Annotated in this window: 15 protein-coding genes and 2 pseudogenes; 6 read left to right on the top strand and 11 right to left on the bottom strand. The window is 62.0% G+C overall.

What is annotated here, in order from left to right:
• The first annotated feature begins 12 nt into the window (after positions 1-12).
• Positions 13-1,923 (top strand): helicase HerA-like domain-containing protein, encoded by a 1,911-nt coding sequence (locus BQ7471_RS04475; RefSeq protein ID WP_076464562.1) that lies wholly within the window; start codon positions 13-15, stop codon positions 1,921-1,923.
• A gap of 127 nt (positions 1,924-2,050) precedes the next feature.
• On the top strand, positions 2,051-2,869 hold the full coding sequence (proC, locus tag BQ7471_RS04470) for a pyrroline-5-carboxylate reductase (protein WP_076464561.1): 819 nt from the start codon (positions 2,051-2,053) through the stop codon (positions 2,867-2,869).
• A 50-nt stretch (positions 2,870-2,919) separates the two neighbouring features.
• Here proC and BQ7471_RS04465 read toward each other — a convergent pair whose 3' ends face one another.
• The gene (locus BQ7471_RS04465; protein WP_076464559.1) at positions 2,920-4,176 is read right to left on the bottom strand and encodes an amidohydrolase family protein; all 1,257 of its coding nucleotides are present in this window, start codon (positions 4,174-4,176) and stop codon (positions 2,920-2,922) included.
• A gap of 23 nt (positions 4,177-4,199) precedes the next feature.
• Positions 4,200-4,784: a TetR/AcrR family transcriptional regulator gene (locus tag BQ7471_RS04460; RefSeq protein WP_083663261.1), complete on the bottom strand. Its 585-nt coding sequence runs from the start codon at positions 4,782-4,784 to the stop codon at positions 4,200-4,202.
• A gap of 175 nt (positions 4,785-4,959) precedes the next feature.
• Here BQ7471_RS04460 and valS point away from each other — a divergent pair, with 175 nt between their 5' ends.
• The 4 genes from valS to BQ7471_RS04445 all read left to right on the top strand — a co-directional run bounded on the left by valS (position 4,960) and on the right by BQ7471_RS04445 (position 11,970).
• Positions 4,960-7,692, top strand: coding sequence for a valine--tRNA ligase (gene valS / locus BQ7471_RS04455; protein ID WP_076464556.1), 2,733 nt, complete (start codon positions 4,960-4,962; stop codon positions 7,690-7,692).
• A gap of 170 nt (positions 7,693-7,862) precedes the next feature.
• Positions 7,863-9,038, top strand: coding sequence for an ATP-binding protein (locus BQ7471_RS04450; RefSeq protein ID WP_083663260.1), 1,176 nt, complete (start codon positions 7,863-7,865; stop codon positions 9,036-9,038).
• 93 nt (positions 9,039-9,131) lie between these two features.
• Entirely contained in the window at positions 9,132-9,671 is a 540-nt protein-coding gene (locus BQ7471_RS11085) for a hypothetical protein (protein WP_129583359.1), read from the top strand.
• 406 nt (positions 9,672-10,077) lie between these two features.
• Positions 10,078-11,970 carry an AMP-dependent synthetase/ligase gene (locus tag BQ7471_RS04445; RefSeq protein WP_076464555.1) on the top strand — a complete coding sequence of 631 codons (1,893 nt, stop codon included), beginning with the start codon at positions 10,078-10,080 and terminating at the stop codon, positions 11,968-11,970.
• Between the two features lie 183 nt (positions 11,971-12,153).
• Here the strand turns inward: BQ7471_RS04445 and BQ7471_RS04440 are convergent, their stop codons facing one another.
• The 9 genes and pseudogenes from BQ7471_RS04440 to BQ7471_RS04405 form a co-directional block, all read right to left on the bottom strand.
• A complete protein-coding gene (locus BQ7471_RS04440; RefSeq protein WP_076464553.1) occupies positions 12,154-13,356 on the bottom strand; it encodes an ABC transporter permease in 1,203 nt (400 codons plus the stop codon).
• Positions 13,349-14,044: an ABC transporter ATP-binding protein gene (locus tag BQ7471_RS04435; protein WP_076464552.1), complete on the bottom strand. Its 696-nt coding sequence runs from the start codon at positions 14,042-14,044 to the stop codon at positions 13,349-13,351. Before BQ7471_RS04435 ends, BQ7471_RS04440 begins: the two co-directional genes overlap by 8 nt.
• Entirely contained in the window at positions 14,041-15,189 is a 1,149-nt protein-coding gene (locus BQ7471_RS04430; RefSeq protein ID WP_083663259.1) for a peptidoglycan-binding protein, read from the bottom strand. Before BQ7471_RS04430 ends, BQ7471_RS04435 begins: the two co-directional genes overlap by 4 nt.
• Positions 15,186-15,656: a hypothetical protein gene (locus tag BQ7471_RS04425; RefSeq protein WP_076464550.1), complete on the bottom strand. Its 471-nt coding sequence runs from the start codon at positions 15,654-15,656 to the stop codon at positions 15,186-15,188. Before BQ7471_RS04425 ends, BQ7471_RS04430 begins: the two co-directional genes overlap by 4 nt.
• Before the next feature lie 227 nt (positions 15,657-15,883).
• A pseudogene (locus tag BQ7471_RS04420) lies at positions 15,884-16,235 on the bottom strand (chorismate mutase).
• A 32-nt stretch (positions 16,236-16,267) separates the two neighbouring features.
• Entirely contained in the window at positions 16,268-17,524 is a 1,257-nt protein-coding gene (gene clpX, locus BQ7471_RS04415) for an ATP-dependent Clp protease ATP-binding subunit ClpX (RefSeq protein ID WP_076464549.1), read from the bottom strand.
• A 488-nt stretch (positions 17,525-18,012) separates the two neighbouring features.
• Positions 18,013-18,192 (bottom strand): annotated as a pseudogene (locus BQ7471_RS04410) (ATP-dependent Clp protease proteolytic subunit); the annotation flags it as partial.
• Positions 18,193-18,239: 47 nt separating this feature from the next.
• Positions 18,240-18,614, bottom strand: coding sequence for a hypothetical protein (locus BQ7471_RS11080; protein WP_129583358.1), 375 nt, complete (start codon positions 18,612-18,614; stop codon positions 18,240-18,242).
• Positions 18,611-19,120 carry a hypothetical protein gene (locus BQ7471_RS04405; protein WP_129583357.1) on the bottom strand — a complete coding sequence of 170 codons (510 nt, stop codon included), beginning with the start codon at positions 19,118-19,120 and terminating at the stop codon, positions 18,611-18,613. The genes BQ7471_RS11080 and BQ7471_RS04405 overlap by 4 nt, the downstream gene beginning before the upstream one ends.
• Between the last annotated feature and the right edge of the window lie 64 nt (positions 19,121-19,184).

The following is a 19,184-nucleotide window of genomic DNA, read 5'->3' as shown; positions in this document are numbered from 1 at the left end:
AATAGGACAACCATGACTGACGACATCGCCGCTCTGCGCGCCCAACTCGCTGAAGCCCAGGCCCAGGCCAAGGCGGCTGAGGCCGAGGCGGCCCGTGCCAAGGCGGAGGCCCTCGAAGCCCGACTCGCCGCAGCTTCCCCTTCCCCGAGCGACGCAGCCCCGACGGCGGGCGGCGCCCCCGGCGATGCTCCTGCTCCTATCAACTCCTCCGAGGAGTCGGCCCCCGGAGTCGCCGCGCCCGAGGCGTCCGATGCCCCGGCACGCGAACCCGCGCCCGATCCTGTCGCTTCTCCCTTCATCGAGGAGATCCGCGCCGCCTATTCCTACGAGGTCCCCGCCATCACTCTTGGCACGCTCCTCGACGGCGATGAACGCGTCGTCGGGGTGACGACCGCGATCCCCCTGTCGATGTTCAACCGCCACCTCCTTGTCGCGGGTGCGACAGGCACGGGCAAGACCCGCACGCTTCAGCTCCTCGTCGAGGGGCTGTCCGCCGCAGGTTCATCCGTCCTCCTGTGCGATGTCAAGGGCGACCTGACGGGGCTGGCGGAACCAGGCCCTTCCTCGGAGAAGCTCCTCGCCCGCACCAGTGCGAACAGACAGGACTGGGCTCCGGCCTCGTTCCCCGTCGACCTGCTCGCCCTGGGAGGGGCGACCCAGCAGTTCAACGGGACCCCGATCCGCGCTCGCATCTCGGACTTCGGACCGATCCTGCTCGCACGCGCTCTCGACCTCAACACTACGCAGGAGCAGGCCCTCCAACTCATCTTCACCTGGGCCGACTCGAATGGCCTCGAACTCATCGACCTCGCCGACCTGCGCGCCGTCATCTCCTACCTCACCAGCGACGACGGGAAAACGGAGCTGTCGTCGATCGGTGGGGTGAGCACGGCGACGGCGGGCGTGATCCTCAGGACCCTCACCGCCCTCGAATCCCAGGGTGCCGACCGGTTCTTCGGCGATCCCGGTTTCGACACCCAGGACCTCATGCGCACCCACCACGACGGGCGGGGCATGATCTCCCTCCTCGGCGTCGGCGATATCTCTCAGCGCCCCGGACTCGTCTCGGCGGTCATCATGTGGCTGCTCGCCGATTTGTTCTCCACCCTCCCCGAGGTCGGCGACGTTGATCATCCGCGCCTCGTCTTCTTCTTCGATGAGGCCCATCTGCTTTTCACCGATGCGACGAAGGAGTTCGTCCGACAGGTCGTTCAAACGGTGCGCCTCATCCGTTCCAAGGGCGTCGGCGTCGTCTTCGTCACGCAGACTCCCAAGGACATCCCCGCCGATGTTCTCGCTCAACTGGGTTCTCGTATCCAGCACGGTCTGCGCGCCTCCACCCCAGACGATCATAAGAAGCTCAAAGCGACGGTTCAGACCTTCCCCAATACGCCGCTCCAACTCGACGAGGTGCTCACGAATCTGGGCACCGGCCAAGCGATCGTGACTGTCTTGGGCCCCAATGGCCGCCCCACGCCGGTCGCCCCGACGGCGATCTGGGCGCCGGCCTCCGTCATGGGCCCCGCGTCCGCCCAAACGCTGGCGCTTCTGCTCTCCCAGTCTCCTCTTATGGCGAAGTACGGCACCGCCGTCAACCCCGAGTCCGCGGAGGAGAAGCTCATCGCCCGCCGTGAAGAGGCCGAGGCGGAGAAGCAGCGCATCGCCGAAGAGGAGGCCGCGCGCAAACAGGCGGAGAAGGAAGCCGCGGAGGAGGCGAAACGCCTGGAAAAGGAACGCGTCGCCCAGGCCAGGGAGTTGGAGAAGGCGCAGCGCGCCCTCGAACGTGAGCGCGAGAAGGACGAGGCCGCGAAGCAGCGCGCCTCGGAGCGCCGCGCCCGCCAGATGGAGTCCGTCGTCGGGTCGATGCTGCGCACGGCGGGCCGCGAGATCACCCGCTCGATCTTCGGCACCAGGAAGCGCTGATCTTGCGTCACTGCCCGGTGTCTTCAGGGTCGCCATGTGCGGACGTGCAGGCGGACGAGTGCCGTCGGACACGCCGCAGGGCGTTAAGGTTCTCCATGAGACCACGAGTCGTTGGAAGGAGTTCGCCATGCGCATCGGTTTCATCGGAGCCGGCTCCATGGTCGCCGCCATTGCCCGCGGCGCAGTCGCAGCGGGGATGAACGGCTACGACTTCATCTTCACGGACCTCAACCGCGTTCACGCCCCGGCCTTGGCGGCTGAACTCGGCGCGTCGACCGCCCGCTCGAACACCGCCCTCGCACGCGAAGTCGATATCCTCATCCTCGGCGTCAAACCGAATGTTCAACCGAAGGTCATCAACTCCATCGCCCATATCGTCCGTGAACGCGAGGACATGTGCGTTGTGTCGCTCGCCGCTGGACGCACCATGGACGCAATCCTTGAGGATTTCGGCGCGGCCGTGCCGCTGCTGCGGGTTATGCCGAATGTCAACGCGCAGATCGGACAGTCGATGAGCGCGATCTGCCAGACGGGTGCCACCGAGGAGCAGATCGGCGCGGTCGAGCGCCTCATGAACGCAGTCGGGCGGACCGTGCGCCTGAGCGAAAAAGAGTTCCCCGCGTTCCAGGCCCTCGCCAGCTGCGCACCCGCGTGGATCTTCCAGATCATCGAGTCCCTCGCCCGTGCGGGAGTCAAGCACGGGTTGGCCAAGGATGCGGCGACGGTGATCGCCGCGCAGGCGCTCGCAGGGTCTGCCGACCTCGTTCTCGACGCGCGTGACAGGGGCATCATCCCATCCGGACTCATCGATCAGGTCTGTTCGCCCGGCGGGACGACGATCGTCGGCCTGCTCGCCGCGCAGGAGGCCGGACTGTCGACCTCGCTCGTCAAGGCCGTCGACGCTGCGATCGCCAAAGACGCGGAGATATCCGCCCGTGCAAGGTAACGACGAAGATTCCGCCGGTTCGACGCCGCTGACAGTACCGTACCTTGCATTTAACGGATGATTCTCCCCCCTTGGATTACAGTCGAAATATCAGCCAACTGACTCATTGATGTGGTGATTTCGGCGGGTACGAGGAGACAATCGGCCAAGGCTCCCGGTGTAATGGTACCGATGTTCTCCTTATGGGAAAACACCCGCGCAGCGTTCTGCCCCGCAGCTTGAACAGCCTGGACGGTATTGAGCCCCGCTTCAACCATTAGCTCCATTTCCCGTACCGGCGTGCCATGAAGCGAAAACCCGAGCGCCGAATCCGTACCCAGAGCAATAGTGCCGCCTCGTTCGATGTACTTCGCAACATTGCTCAGTTGGTTTTCCAGTACCGAATCCCATTCTTTCTTCGGAAGAGATACGAAGAAGCCTGGAACCGGCCTGTCCGGCGGACACTGCTCATAGTGTGTCGTGAACTCGCGCATATTGTGCACGAGCGCAGGCGGTAGTCCGGCGGTGAACTGGGGATCGTCACACCAACGGTGGTGCATGCCTTCGATCAAGAGACTCGCCAGACTCAAAGTGGGCACGAAAATGACTCCCGCTTCGATCAGCCCATCAGCCGCCCGATCGGTGATCACGCCATCGAAGGCGGCATGATGCACGCTATCGACCCCGCACCTGGCGGCCTGGGCGTAGTCGATTGCGTAGGTGAGGTGTGCACAAACCATCAGTCCATGACGGTGGGCCTCGTCAGTGAGAATATTGAGTTGGGCATCCGACCATCCGCGCACCGGCTTGCCATCAAAAGTGCGCGATACGATGGCGGTTTTTATAGCGGAGACTCCCACCCGTGCCAGTCGACGGACGGCTCGGCGTATTTGCGCCGGGCTCTGACATTCGCGTACCGCTCCCATCCGGTAGAAGCGCCGCGGCATGTATTCGGCGGGGTATCCACCCGGGTTAGTAACGATGGAGATAGCGGTGTGGATCCTTGGTCTCGGACCGGGGGCGTGTCGTAAGACACGGATGACATCGGCAGATCCCAGGTCGAGGATCGTCGTTATTCCACCTCTGATCATTGTGACGAGATTGTCGAAAACACCCCGAGGGGTGAGGCCGACGGCCATGTGATCGCCGCCGTTATTCATGATGTGTTTGTGTGCGTCGATAAGCCCCGGGATGAGGGCCTTTCCCGTACCGTCGATGCACCGGGCTCCGGGGATGGGCGCCCTGGAAGGAGTGATGCGGGTAAAACGACCCCCCTCGATGATCACCGTCATCCCGTCTCGGGCAGTGCGTCCGGTACCATCGATCATGCGAACATTGGATATGACAGTTTTCACTGAGCCCCCCAAAGGCGCGACATCAATGTGTGTACTGTGGAGAAGTCGGGGTATTCGCTCTGGGATTCGATTTTCTCAATGACCCAGGCATCGAGAACTCCCAGCAGAGCGAGCGTTGAGTCAGCGACAAGATCGCGCGGCAGGTCATCAGTGACGATCCCAACTGCGCGGGCATTGTCGAAGGCGGCGACGATCCACCCCCGTACAATGGGAATCCGCGATGGTATCAGGTAGGTTCGTAAAATCGAACCGGCAGAGGGGTGCTCACTCAGGAAACCGAGTACTCTGCGAACAGAACATTCCCACTGCGCCCATAGCTCGTCCCCCGTTTCGACTGTTTTCCATTGGCCTAATGAGGTGCCGACACGCTCGGCGACACGCCGGATGACGGTGTCAACGAGGTCTTCTCGGCCATCGAAGTAGGTGTAGGCCGATGCCCTTGGCAACTGCATGGCTTCAAGCAGTTCATTCCATGAAACAGGGGCATGCCCAGCCTGAGCAAGGCGCATTTCTGCAGCATCCAGCAGCGCGGCTTGCTTGTGTTCGGGTAATCGGGTAAATCGCATCAGTGGCATAGACATTAAGTATAGACATTATGTCTACTTCTGTCCATGGCGACGTCTCCCGGTACCAACGCCCCCGATCACACATGTAACCCGCACAACAGTCGATTTCAGCGGAGGCATTGGTCCCATCCGGCCCACACCCCCTAGGCTTAGACGGTACGTGTCCACGACTCGGATGGAGAATACGGATATGGGCGAACGTCCCGACCAGACCCCGACATCAGTTCCCGCACCGTCAGTGCCCGACCGCGTCGGAGCGGAGGGCCTGGAAGCCAAGTGGAGCGACCAGTGGGAGGCGGAATCCACCTACGCATTCGACCGCACCGCGACGCGCGAACAGGTCTACTCGATCGATACTCCGCCGCCGACGGTATCCGGCTCCCTCCACGTTGGACACGTCTTCTCCTACACGCATACCGATGTCATCGCCCGCTACCAGCGCATGACCGGCAAGTCGGTGTTCTACCCGATGGGCTGGGACGACAACGGTCTACCGACCGAGCGCCGCGTGCAGAACTATTACGGCGTGCGAGTCGACCCGACACTCCCCTATGTCGAGGACTTCACTCCCCCACACGAAGGCGGAGAGGGCAAGTCCATCAAGGCCAAGGACCAGCAGCCCATTTCGCGCAAGAACTTCGTCGAATTGTGCGAGCGCCTCACCGTCGAGGACGAGGCCGTGTTCGAGGCGCTGTGGCGCTACCTCGGCTTGTCGATCGACTGGAAGCAGAACTACCAGACCATCGGCGAGCGCGCCCGAAAGGTCGCCCAGGCCGCATTCCTGCGCAACCTCAAGCGCGGTGAAGCCTATCAGAGCGAGGCGCCCGGCCTGTGGGACGTGACCTTCCAAACCGCGGTCGCCCAAGCTGAGCTGGAATCACGCGAATACCCCGGCTTCTATCACCGCCTCGCCTTCCACATCACTGACGCCGATGCGGCGGCGAGGGCCGCAGCCGCGGGCGCACCCGTCGAAGACGGCGTCGACGTGTGCATCGAGACGACGCGCCCGGAGCTGCTCGCGGCGTGCGTCGCCCTCGTCGCTCACCCCGATGATGAGCGCTACAAGCCGCTCTTCGGCACGACCGTCTCCTCCCCGGTCTTCGGGGTCGAGGTGCCGGTCCTCGCCCACCCGCAGGCGGAGATGGACAAAGGCGCGGGCATCGCGATGTGCTGCACCTTCGGCGACACGACCGATATCGACTGGTGGCGCGACCTCAATCTTCCGCTGCGCGCCATTTTGCGCAAGGACGGGCGCATCCAATCCGAGGTCCCCGAGTGGGTCACCTCTGCCGAGGGCGTCGCCGCCTTCGAAGAGATCGCCGGCAAGACGACCTTCTCTGCGCGCCAAGCCCTCGTCGAGCGCCTCGCGGCGTCGGGCGAAATGCGCGGCGAGCCGTTCAAGACAGTCCGCCAGACGAACTTCTACGAAAAAGGCGACAAGCCCCTGGAGATCGTCACCTCCCGCCAGTGGTACATCCGCAATGGCGGCAAGTCGTGGACGAACCCCGCCTCCGGACAGGACCTGAATGCGGAACTCGTGGAACGCGGCCGCGAACTCGAGTTCCATCCCGATTTCATGCGCGTGCGCTATGAGAACTGGGTGACGGGCCTGAACAACGACTGGCTGGTGTCGCGCCAGCGCTTCTTCGGCGTGCCCTTCCCGCTGTGGTACGAGGTCGATGAGAACGGCGAGGTCGACTACTCCCAGGTCATCACCCCCGGCGAAGACGCACTTCCTGTAGATCCATCATCCGATACCCCTGACGGGTATGCGCCCGACCAGAGGGGCGTCGCCGGCGGTTTCGTCGGCGAACTCGATATCATGGACACGTGGGCGACCTCGTCCCTGTCCCCGCAGATCGTGTCCGGATGGTTGAGCGATGACGACCTCTTCTCGCGCACCTACCCGATGGACCTGCGCCCGCAGGGCCAGGACATCATCCGCACGTGGCTCTTCTCCTCGGTGGCGCGCGCAAACCTCGAGTTCGGGGAGTTGCCGTGGAAGCACGCGGGGATCTCCGGCTGGATCCTCGACCCCGACCACAAGAAGATGAGCAAGTCGAAGGGCAATGTCGTCACGCCCATGGATCTGCTCGTCAAATACGGGTCGGATGCGGTGCGCTATTGGGCGGCGTCGGCCAGGCTCGGCCTGGATGCGACCTTCGACGAGCAGCAGATGAAGATCGGCCGCAGACTCGCGATCAAAATCCTCAACGCCTCGAAGTTCGCCCTCACCATGGGCGGCGAAGGCGCCGATCTCGACCTCGATCCGTCGCATGTGACCGAGGACCTCGACCGCTCCGTCATCGCCGAGCTGCGCCGCGTCATCGCCGCAGCCTCCGAGGCCCTGGCCGCCTACGATCATTCGCGCGCGCTCGAGGTCACAGAGTCCTTCTTCTGGACGTTCTGCGACGACTACCTCGAGCTCGTCAAGGAGAGGGCCTACAACCGCGAGGGCGCGTGGAGTGAGGCTCAGGCCGCCTCGGCCCGTGCGGCTCTCGCCCTCGTCATCGACAATGTGTGTCGACTGCTTGCCCCCTACCTGCCGTATGTCACCGAGGAGGTGTGGAGTTGGTACCGCACCGGCTCGATCCACCGCGCCGGGTGGCCCGCTGCCGAGGGGCTTGAGGGCGTGGGCGGCGATGAGTCCGTCCTGCGCGCCGCTTCTGCCGCGCTCATCGCACTGCGCCGCGTGAAGTCAGAGGCGAAGGTGTCTCCGCGTACACCTTTCCTCACGGTCAGCCTTGAGGTGCCTGAGGCTTCGAAGGTCGCGATCGAGGGGGTTCTCGCGGACCTCAGCGCCGCATCGAAAGTCGAGGGGCCCTTCGAGCTTGTCTCCTACGAGACGGCCGAGGATGGTGAGGTTGAGACTCGCGTCATCTCCTTCGAACTCGGCGAAGCTCCGGCGAAGAAGAAAGCCTGATCCTTGTGATCCCGACTAGTGGGCATCGGCATTCGCCGGTGCCCACGTGACGTCATTGGCGCGCCAACACGCATAGCTCTCGCGACTCGCACCCTCGCCCGTATAGCTTTGTATAGCCCTGTATAGCAAAACCCTATACAGGGCTATACAAAGCTATAATCAGTACAAGGATGCGTCATCAAATCCCTACATCCGGATCTGGCCGCCCGCCCGTTGAGCTGGTCGGCCGTAACGAGGATCTTAAGCTCTTCTCTTCACTCATCACCCGAAGCTCCCGCAGTCTTGGCCCCGATCAGCCGATTCTCCTTGTCGGATTGCGCGGCGTCGGCAAGACGGTACTGCTCAACCGTATGCTTCAGGAGGCAGAGAACGCGAACTGGGTTGCGGTGAAGTTCGAGGCCAGTTCGGGAACAGCGGGGGCCACCGCCGCGCGCCAGATCCTCATCCAGGGATTGAACGCCGCATCTTTCGCCCGATCCGCACAGGCATCCACATCACGCGTCCGTCAGATGCTCGCCACGATCACGTCTTTCAATATCTCCCTCGGGCTCACCGATGTGTCCTTCGGCGTCGCCCGGGACCCCGGTCGGGCGTCGACGAGCAACTATGAACTCGATCTGCTCGACGCCGTCATCGACACCGCCGAAGTCCTCCGCGACGAGAACAAAGGAATCGCATTCTTCATCGACGAACTCCAAGACCTCGACCCCGGTCTACTTGCAGCTCTGCTCTCGTGCCAACACGAGTGCAGCCAGCGCGCACTGCCTTTCTACATCATTGGCGCGGGACTGCCGAATCTTCCCAAGATCCTCGCAGAAACGAAATCCTACGCGGAGAGGATGTTCAATGTCCGCATCATCGACTCCCTCAACGCCGAGGAGACCCGTGCCGCACTCCTCGGTCCCGCACACGCCATGGACGCAGAGTTCGAGGAGGAGGCCCTGGTGATCCTCGCCGAGGAATCCCAGGGCTACCCCTACTTCATCCAGGAACTCGGTTCCGCCATGTGGAGGGTCGCCGAGGGGTCCCCCTTCACCGCGCACGACGCCCGCAACGCCCTTCTTCTTGGATTCGCGCAACTCGACTCGGGCTTCTTCCCCGCCCGTTGGGATCGCGCCACTGCATCGGAACGAGATTATCTGTCGGCGATGGCCATTGACGGACCTGACTCATCGGCGACCTCGGCGATCGCCGAGCGCCTCGGCAAGAAGGCGCAGTCTCTCGGGCCCATCCGGGCCGCCCTCATCTCCAAGGGTCTCATCTACTCGCCCGAGCTCGGCAGAGTCGCTTTCACCGTCCCCGGCTTCCACGATTTCATCCAACGCCGCACGCCCCTCGCCGAATAGTGTTCCTCTCCCCCTCCATCCATCTCCGCGCCGCTACAACAAAACTCTCTTTCCCGGGGTAACAACCCATCACTCTGCATCAGGTTGATAAGCATGACTAATACTCCCGAACACCCACCCACAAATGACGAGAAGGGATCCTCTGAAGACCTTGATACCTCTGATATCGAGCAAACGGAACTCCAGGATGAGACACCACCAGGTGAGCCCAGCAGCGAGGACACCTCGTCTTCTCCTCCCCTCGAGCAACATGGGTCTTCTGCAGGCAGTCTTTCCGATCGAGTGCAGAGCTTTTGGATGGAACACAAGAAAGCGATCATCGCAGGCTTCGCGCTGGCTGCCGGAGCGCTTTTGCTTCTTTCCAGAAGAAATTCAGAATCTGATTCCTCTGATTATGAAGACGCCGAATGGTCAGATGACGAGGAGATCGATGATGATGATTACGATCTTTTCTCAACAGAAGACGATGTCTCTTCAGAGGTCTCTAATTCGGACGAACAGACACGCCGCAAATCTCCAAGAGGACATACAGTGAACGGCTACACGAAAAGTCAACCATACGGGCCGGGTCACTCTTTGCGCCGACCTCAAGAGATCGCGCCTTACCAGCGCGGAGGAGAGCGGGAGAACTAGTCGATCGCCTTCTGCCAGCGGCGCTTCCTCCGGAGCCGCTTCAAGTCGTGCGCTTATCCGGCATTTCGGGCTGATGCCCGCCCGTTGAGTGCACACTGCTTCGTCTTCCTCTAACGAGCTACATCGTCCAATTTTGCGGGAACGCACGTTCATTTCGCTCGTATTCCCCGCCGAATTGCGTTCTTCTCTCCTTCCGTCCGCCTCCGCACCACGACACCACAGTCTCTCTTTCCCAGTGCGGCCTCTCAATCACGCTGTCCGTAGTGGTGGCAGGAGCGAGGCGGCTCCTGCCCCTCTGAAACATCCCCCTCCTCCTTTCCCATCATCATTTCTTCCCTCTATCCCGCACGGCACATGGTTTAGGCTGGATGCAGTCACGTTGATGCACGCCCGAACAGGAGTCCCGATGACAGTAGATGAGAAGCCCATCGACGAGGCTCTCGCACACGACGGCGCCTTTGCAGAGGCCGGTGCGACGAACGCCCTCGAGTGGCATGCGCCGACCCTTGTGCGCATCGACGAGTCGACGACGATCCCCTTCCTGCTCAAGCAGAGGGTTCAGCGCTCCGCCCGCCGCCCCCTCATCCTGCGCAAGTTGGGCATGGGCGACGCATGGCGGCCGGTCAGCGCCCGTGACTTTCACGAGGAGGTTCAGCAGGTGGCCGCGGGGCTCATCGCACGAGGATTGGTGCCCGGCCAAAGAATCGCGATCATGAGCCGCACCCGCTATGAGTGGACTCTCCTGGACTTCGCATCCTGGAGTGCGGGCCTGATCCCGGTGCCCATCTACGAAACGAGTTCAATCGAGCAAGTCGCCCATGTGCTCTCCGACGCCGACGTCGACCTGGTCATCACCGAGACCGTGTCAATGGCGGAGATCGTGCGCGCCGCCGCTGAGCGGATCGGACGTCACCACGTCACCGTTCTCTCCCTCGACTCCGAGGCGATCGAGACCCTCATCGCAGAGGGCGCGGGCATTCCCCGCACTGAAGTCACGGCACGCACCGATGCCCTGAGGAAAGACGATATCGCCACGATCGTGTATACCTCAGGAACAACCGGCACCCCCAAGGGCACCGTACTCACCCACGAGAATTTCACGAACCTGTGCCTCAACGCCCACGCGTGGATGCCGGAGATCGCAGCGGGGAAGGACTCGCGTCTTTTGCTCTTCCTTCCCCTCGCGCACGTGTTCGCGCGCTTCCTGCAGGTTTTCCAAATCAGCGGGAACGGGGTCTTGGCCCATGTTCCGAATATCAAGAACCTGCTGCCCGACCTCGCGTCCTTCAAGCCCTCCTACCTGCTGGTGGTGCCGCGCGTCTTGGAGAAGATCTACAACTCGGCGGACGCGAAAGCCTCGAAAGGCGCGAAGAAGAAGATCTTCCGCTGGGCGGCCCATGTGGCGATCGAATACTCCAAGGCCCTCGACACCGCCGAGGGGCCCTCGCGTTCGCTGCGAGCCCAGCATGCTGTGGCAGACAAGCTGGTCTATCAGACCATTGTGAAGCTCGTCGGCGGCAACGCGCACTACATCGTCTCGGGCGGCGCTCCCCTGGCGACCTGGCTCGGTCACTTCTACCGGGGGCTGGGCATCCCCGTCTTGGAGGGCTACGGCCTGACGGAAACAGTGGGGCCGGTGTCGGTCAATACCCCCAGCCTGTCGAAAATCGGGACCGTGGGCCCCGCACTGCCGCCCATGTCCTTCAAGATCTCTGACGAGGGCGAGATTCTCCTCAAAGGCCCCTCGGTCTTCCACGGCTACAATAACGCCCCTGAGGCGAGCGCTGCTTGCTTCACCGAGGACGGATGGTTCAAGACCGGAGACTTGGGCTCCCTGGATCGTGACGGCTATGTGCGGATCACGGGCCGTGCGAAAGAGATCATCGTGACCGCCGGGGGCAAGAACGTCGCCCCGGCCCTCTTGGAGAACCCGATGCGTTCTCATCCTTTGATTTCGCAGGTCCTCGTCGTCGGTGATCAGCGTCCCTTCGTGTCGGCGCTCATCACCCTTGATGCGGAAATGCTGCCCGTGTGGTTGGAGTCTCACGGCCTGCCTCCTATGAGTGTTGCCGATGCGAGGACGAACGTCGAAGTTTTTGCCTCCTTGCAAAAGGCTGTGGACTCTGCGAACGCTCATGTTTCCCGCGCCGAATCGATCCGCAAGTTCACGGTCCTCGCATCGGACTTCACCGAGGCGAATGGGATGCTTACCCCCTCTTTGAAAGTCAAACGCAGTGAGGCCGTGCAGCGCCTCGCCCCCATCATTGACGAGCTCTACGGCGGGCCCGTGGAGGCCTGAGTCCCCTTTGCAAGTCTGAGTTCCCCTGCGAGTTGAGCCCCAATTGCGGGGTCCGAAGGCTGGTTTGGCGCACTCCGGGGAATGGACAGCATGCAGGTGGGCCCGCCGACCTTGTGGTCGGCGGGCCCACCTGTTCGCGTGGATGCCCTTCCAGGGGCTCGATGCTCTTTCCGGGCTGACCTCCTACTGAGAGTTGAGCGCGGCGGTGGGAGGCGTGCGCGAAGCGCGGACCGCCGGGTAGAGCCCGGCGATGGCGCCGATGACCACCGTGACCGTCAAGCCCGCGATCACGACGTACCACGGTAAAGTGAACGGCCAGCCATTCGCAGCGCTCATACCGATCGTCACGCCGATGCCGAGCACGCACCCCGCGGCCCCGCCGAGGAATGCCAACAGCAGCGCTTCAGCGAGGAACTGAGTGAGGATATGCCCGCGCATGGCTCCCAGGGAACGCCGCAGGCCGATCTCCCTGCGCCTCTCGAGCACCGAGATGATCATCGTGTTCGCCACACCGATGCCACCGACCAGCAGAGCAATCGACCCCACCCCCACCAGCAGCGCTGTAAAGGTCTGATCAGCCGCGTTCTTCGCCGCCAGGGCATCAGAGGGCCGCGAGACCTTGACCGAAGTCGGATTCTTCGGATTGAGGGTGGGCCCCAACAGGGCGCGCACCTCCTCGACCCTGTCCTCGGTCGAGCGCTCGTAGACCGTGGTCGGCTTACCGTCGAAATTGAACTGCTGTTTCGCAATGCTCGCGCCGATCAGCGCGGAATTGTCCAGTTCGGGTGCCAGCGTCACCGGGTTGAGAATGCCGACCACCGTGAACGAGGTGCCCCCGATCCATACCTGGGTGCCTGGATTGATGACGCCGAGGCGCTGAGCAGCCTTGGCCCCCAGAACCGCCGCGGGGTACGAGGCGGTGGCGTCGTTGAGCCATGCGCCCCGGGCTATGGAGCCGGCGACGACGTCAAGCAGGGACTGTTCGGCGGCCATGGTGATGGTGCCTCCCGTCGCGTTCTTGTCGGAGAGGCGGGAGCGGTAGACCGAGACGCCCGACAAGGTGGCGGTGGACGTCGCCTTCTCGACGCCGTCGATGAGGCGGATCCGTCCCACCGTGTCGATGGGGAGCTTCGTGGATGCCCCGGTGAGGTCGTCGCCCGCCTGGGCGGTGAGCATATTGGTGCCCAGCGCCCGCAGCTGCTCGGCGAGTTGCGCCTGACTGGAGGTAGAAACGCCGATGACGCCCACCATGGCGGCGATTCCAATAGCGATTCCCAGGGCGGAGAGGATGGCGCGCGTCGGACGGGAGCGAATGCCCGTTCCGCCCAGGCGCACCACGTCGGACCAGCGCAGCCTCGAGTGCGTAAGCGCGGAGTTGTCAGACATGGGCGACCTCCTTGGCGGCGGAGTCGTGGACGATGCGCCCGTCCTTGATGGCGATCTGGCGGGGCAGCTGCAACGCGAGATCATTGTCGTGGGTGATGACGACGATGGTGGTCCCCTGCTCGTGGAGCTCGTGGAGCAACTCCACGATGGACGCCCCCGACACGGAGTCGAGGTTGCCCGTGGGCTCATCGGCCAACAACAGCGGCGGATCTCCCACGACGGCGCGGGCGATGGCGACGCGCTGACGTTCTCCGCCCGACATCTGGTGGGGCTTGTGGTGGAGGCGGTGGGACAGACCGACCCGCACCAGGGCGGCCTCGGCCTTCTCGCGGCGTTGGGCGCGCGGCACCCCCAGGTAGAGCAGGCCGTCAGCGACGTTATCGACCGCTGTCATGCCCTCGCTGAGGTGAAACTGCTGGAAGACGAAGCCGATGAGGTGAGCACGCAGACCCGACAGCTTGCGGTCCGAGAGCCGCGATACGTCGATCCCGTCGATCTCGACAGTGCCCGAGGTCGGACGGTCGAGAGTCCCGATGAGGTTGAGCAAGGTGGACTTGCCCGACCCCGATGGGCCGACGATGGCGACGAACTCGCCCCGCTCGATGGCGAGACTGACCCCGGCGCAGGCTGCCACGGGAGGTTCGCCGTAGGTGCGGCGCACGTCGTGCAGTGAAAGGATTCGGCTCATCGGTCGGGCACCACCACGCGCTGATTCTCAGACAGTTCGTCGCTGGATACTTCGACGCGATCCCCGGCGAATAGGCCGGTTGTCACCGGCACCTTCCGCGTGGTGTTGTCGTCATCGACCACCTCGACTCCGAACTGGTCGGGTGTGATGGCGATGAGGGCCCCCAGCGGCACCGACAGGACGTTCTCACGTTTGTCGCTGACGAGTCCCAGAGTCACGGAGGCCTCCTGCAGACTCTCTGTCGCCTCCGGATCGTCGGGCGTCACGGTGATCGGGATGATGCGCTCCTTGTCGGCCCCTGCATCCGAGGCTGAGCCTGAGTTCTTCTGGTCGCCCGCAGACGCAGACGATTTGTCCGTCGGGGGCTCCACAGCGGAGATCGTCCCCGTGGTCGTCGCCCCGCCGGGCAGGCGGATCTTAACGTTGTTGCCCACCACGCCCAGTTTCTGATCGGCGAGCTTGAGGTTGGCGCTGATGACCTGGCGGGTGCTGGAGACGTTGAAGAGATCGGTCTCCGGCGTCGCGTGGCCCCCGAGGCGCGAAATCATCGTGCCCACCCGCAGATCCTCGGGCGCGAAGACCACGCGACCCAGCGGCAGGACACCGTTCTGGACGAGATCGTTGTCCTTCTGCCACTTCTGGATGGCGACGCGCGTGAGCCAGTCGTAGCGCGAGTTCGGCTCACCGGTGAAGTACCCGAGCTCCTTGAGCGCGGTCTCCAACTGGGTGACGTCCTCGCCATTGCTCATATCGGGCTCGAAGGTGCGCCACGCGGGGGTATCGCCGTGCATGAGATAGGTGGGCTCGTCACCGACCTGATGGATCATGTCCCCCTGGTGCAGGGTCGTACCCGGCGTGGGCAGCTTCGTGATGACCCCCTCGAAGACGCCGCGGAACTTGTACTGGTCCGCGTAACGCAACGTCCCGACCGCAGTCGTCTCCCCTTCAAGGGTACCGCGCGTGACCACGTCGGTGCTTCCCGTGAAGACGTTCTCTCCCGACTCGGATTGCTTGCCGGCAGGCAGTTGACCGAGGGCGTACGCCGTAGCGACCCCCGCGAGGGCCAAGACCAGGACGACGGAGGTGCCGATAATGGCCTTGCGGCGCTTGCGCGCGGGTTTCGTGTCTGTCGACTCCGCCGTCATTTGGTTTGTGCCCCCTGATTGCTGAAGCACTTCTGCAGAGCATCGGAGGGAATGTCCTTCACGTTAAGGCCCTTGCCGACCTCGGGGTCCGCGACGTCATAGCCGAGGTCGCGTAGGCATTCGGCGCCCTTGACGAGTTGCTGCTGGGCGGCGGGATCCTTGGTGAGGTCGTTCTCCTCGCCGAGCGCGGGGCCAATCTCCTGCTGGCACTGGTTGACCGCGTCGTTGAAAGCGTCGGAGGTGTCGTTGAAGTTGTCGGCGGTCAGGCCGGTGTCGGGCACGTCGAATCCCTTGTCGCGCATGCACTGGGCGAAGACGAGGTTCGCGTCGTCCGCGGACTTGACGGTGCCGGAGGCGCTGGCGGAGGGCTTATCGCCCGAGGTGCCGTTCGAGCAGGCGCCGAGGACGCCCACGGTGAGTGCCAGGCCGACTGCGACGAGGATGTGGCCGGGTCGGTGTTTCTTCATGTGAAGACTCCTTGGATGTAATAGGTGTCAGTGCGGCGGATCTCGCTCGCAGTTCGATATTCAAGGCAACTTCTCTGGACGTTTCCTGTGAGAAAGCCTCAAGCCAGCCGAAAAATCCTTACCCGACAACCGAGATATAGAAAATCATTCGCGCCTAGTACTTTGTTCCTAGCGCACATCACAAGTCCGTAACAAATCGGCAAGGCGCAGATCACCCGCGCGCACCGCTACCCAGCACTCTCGTACTCGGCCTTGATGTCCTCGTGGTGACGGATCACCTCGGTGATCATGAACGCGAGGAACTTCTGCGCGAAATCGGGGTCGAGGCCGGACTGTTCGGCGAGGGCGCGCAGCCGGGCGACTTGGCGCGCTTCGCGGGCGGGATCGGCGGGGGGGAAGGTCATGCCCGGCCTTGATGTGCCCGACGCGCTGTGTGCAGCGGAACCTCTCCGCGAGGAGGTGGATGAGGGCGGCGTCGATATTATCGATCGTTGCGCGCGCATCGACGAGTTCTGCGGGGATGTTGAGACCAGGTGCATCTGCTGGGCCGTGATTGACCTCTCGTGTTAATTCAGTCATGATTACTCCCCACTCGGTGTGTCATCGTACCGTCAGGCGGTGCGTATATCGTCGGCGCGCTGCGCGTACAACTCCGGTTCACCCGTTCCCTCAACGTACTCGCGAGTAATGATGACACGTGCGACGTCATCGCGGCTGGGCAGTTCGAACATGAGGTCTGACAGGGTCTGCTCCATGATCGAGGAGAGTCCGCGCGCCCCGGTCTTGCGCTCATTAGCGCGGGCGGCTATGGCGAGCAGCGCCTCGTGGGTGAACTCGAGGTCGATCCCGTCGAGTTCGAAGAGGTGCTGATATTGACGGACCAGGGAGTTTTGCGGCTCCGTCAACACCCGCACGAGGTCCTCCTCGGTGAGCTCCTTCGTGGAGGTGAGGACGGGGAGGCGACCGATGAACTCGGGGATCATGCCGAATTTATGGAGGTCTTCAGGGGTGATCGACTCATACAGGTCACCCATCTCGGCCTTCGACTTCAGGTCGGACCCAAAACCCGTGGCGCGCTGGCCGAGCCGGGCCTTGACAATCTCCTCAATGCCGGCGAATGCGCCTGCAGCGATGAAGAGTATGCCGGAAGTGTCGATTTCGAGGAACTGCTGGTGGGGGTGCTTGCGCCCGCCCTGCGGGGGCACCGAGGCGACCGTTCCCTCAATGATTTTGAGGAGGGCCTGCTGGACGCCCTCGCCGGAGACATCACGGGTAATGGAGGCGTTCTCCCCCTTGCGACCGATCTTGTCGATCTCGTCGACGTAGATGATTCCGCGCTCGGCCTTCTTGATGTCGCCATCGGCCTCTTGGATGAGACGCAGGAGGATGTTCTCGACGTCTTCGCCGACGTATCCCGCCTCGGTGAGGGCAGTTGCATCGACAATCGCGAAGGGAACGTGCAGGAGGCGGGCGAGGCTGCGCGCGAGATGCGTCTTGCCCGTGCCCGTGGGGCCCAAGAGGAGGATATTCGACTTGGTGCCGAGCATGTCCTCTTCATTTCCCGCCTCGCGTGAGCGGACGCGCTTGTAGTGGTTGTACACGGCGACCGACAGGGCGCGCTTGGCCCTGTCCTGCCCAATCACCCACGAATCGAGGAACTCATTGACCTCGCGGGGCTTGGGCAGGGGCGTCGAAGAGGCCTCTTGGGGCTTGTCCCCGAGTTCCTCCTCGATGATCTCATTACACAACTCGATGCACTCGTCGCAGATGTATACGCCGGAGCCGCCGATGAGCTTGCGAACCTGCTTCTGGCTCTTGCCACAGAATGAGCATTTGAGCAGTTCGGCTCCGTCGGTCAGTCGAGCCACGGCAGGCCTCCCACTGTGTCAGGGCGTCCCGGGATCAAGGGCGCGCGCTTCGCTCATTAGCGTAATTGAGGCCGCGATATGCCGCCATTCGGCGCGCTGGCGCACTCTCGGCGGTCGGGGACCGCCTATCGCATCCGCACAATAGCGGCATGTTGGTACCGTATATCGATTTGTTTTCACTTCCGCCGATTGCGAGGCGCACACCGGATACGAACACCAGGTTCACAATCTTCCATTCCCCGATTCCCCACGTCCTGCTCGTGTGAATATCGACTCTCATCACGAGGCAGTATTTCCATGCGAAGTACGGAGCGCCGGAGTGCATTGATAGCGATGCTGCCGTTCATGTTCCTCATGACCATCGGGGCCTGTTCCTCGATGTTCACGAGTGCGAAGAATCTGTAATCACAACGAGATCATCGGGGACGCGTCCCAGTACCACAGTCACTTGTGGCACTCAGATCCGCGGCCCCGCATGCGTCTGTGAATCAGTCGCCCTTGCGGGAGGCGAGGACCTGATCAATGAGGCCGTATTCCTTCGCCTGCGCGGCGGTGAGGATCTTATCGCGCTCGATATCGCGGCGAATCTGCTCAACCGGTGTGCCCGAATGCGTGGCGAGAGTCTCCTCCAGCCACACGCGCATCCGATCGATCTCATCAGCGACGATCACTCAAAACCGACACCAAACTGTCGCACTCTGTACCAGAAAGCCACTTACAATATGCGAACCAACTCGACAGTACGTTCAGCACTCTTGAGCGACATGTGATCGTTATCAATTCTCGTGACGAGAAAACGCATGTTGCCACCGAGAGCTCCGGTCAAATCTAGATGGGTCTGACCACCTTCTTCATAAAAAACATATGTATCGGAAGGACTGAATATCGCCGTCTTTCGACCATCAAAAGACACGATCGACCCTTTTGACAAGATTCCAACTGAAACGTCATTCACCACCTTCCATTGCCCAACTTCGTCAAATTTTTGCCTTTCAGATCCACAGCCAGACAGAAAAAGAAGGGGAACCAAAAACAATAAAATAAAACGATATGTAACCTGCGGCATCGCTCGAACCCCTACTGAATTCATTTTGACTCCACTACCTCAACCTTGACCGCTGAATCAATACCACATATCGTACTGTTAACAAGATCCCGAAGATATTCCATCTGCTTCAACCCTGAAGGCAGACCATTGCGCTCAAGGTACGACACCACTTCATAGCGAACCGACGAAGCCCCATCGGACTCTTGCACAGAGAGCAACGAAGTAAACTGGCTCACAATATTGTTCCCAAATGATATTGCAATAGTCCGCGACTCTCCGTCCGAATCAGATATTCTCCAACCTGCCCGGATCATTATCGGCGGTTCTTCTTTACTTAGAACCAACCTAACTGCAGAGTCAATTTTAGCCCAAGGAAGCTCTGTCCGAAAGATCAGCGCCTTCTGAGTTAGCTCCTCAGCCTTCAGCTTCTCCCCTTTTCGAAAGATCGAGTTAAAAGCGGAATCAATCCCCCCATTAACTTTTGGCACAAGCCATAATCCAAGACCTATAAAGATCACAAGCGGCAGAAGATAGACGAAGTCAGCCACCTTAATCACTTCCCCCAATATCTATTAAAGAGATTCTTTATCCCATCAAACAGAAGGTCGATCA

Source organism: Actinomyces mediterranea (assembly GCF_900155595.1).
Lineage (GTDB): Bacteria > Actinomycetota > Actinomycetes > Actinomycetales > Actinomycetaceae > Pauljensenia > Pauljensenia mediterranea.
This window is presented reverse-complemented; position numbering and strand designations above follow the sequence as displayed.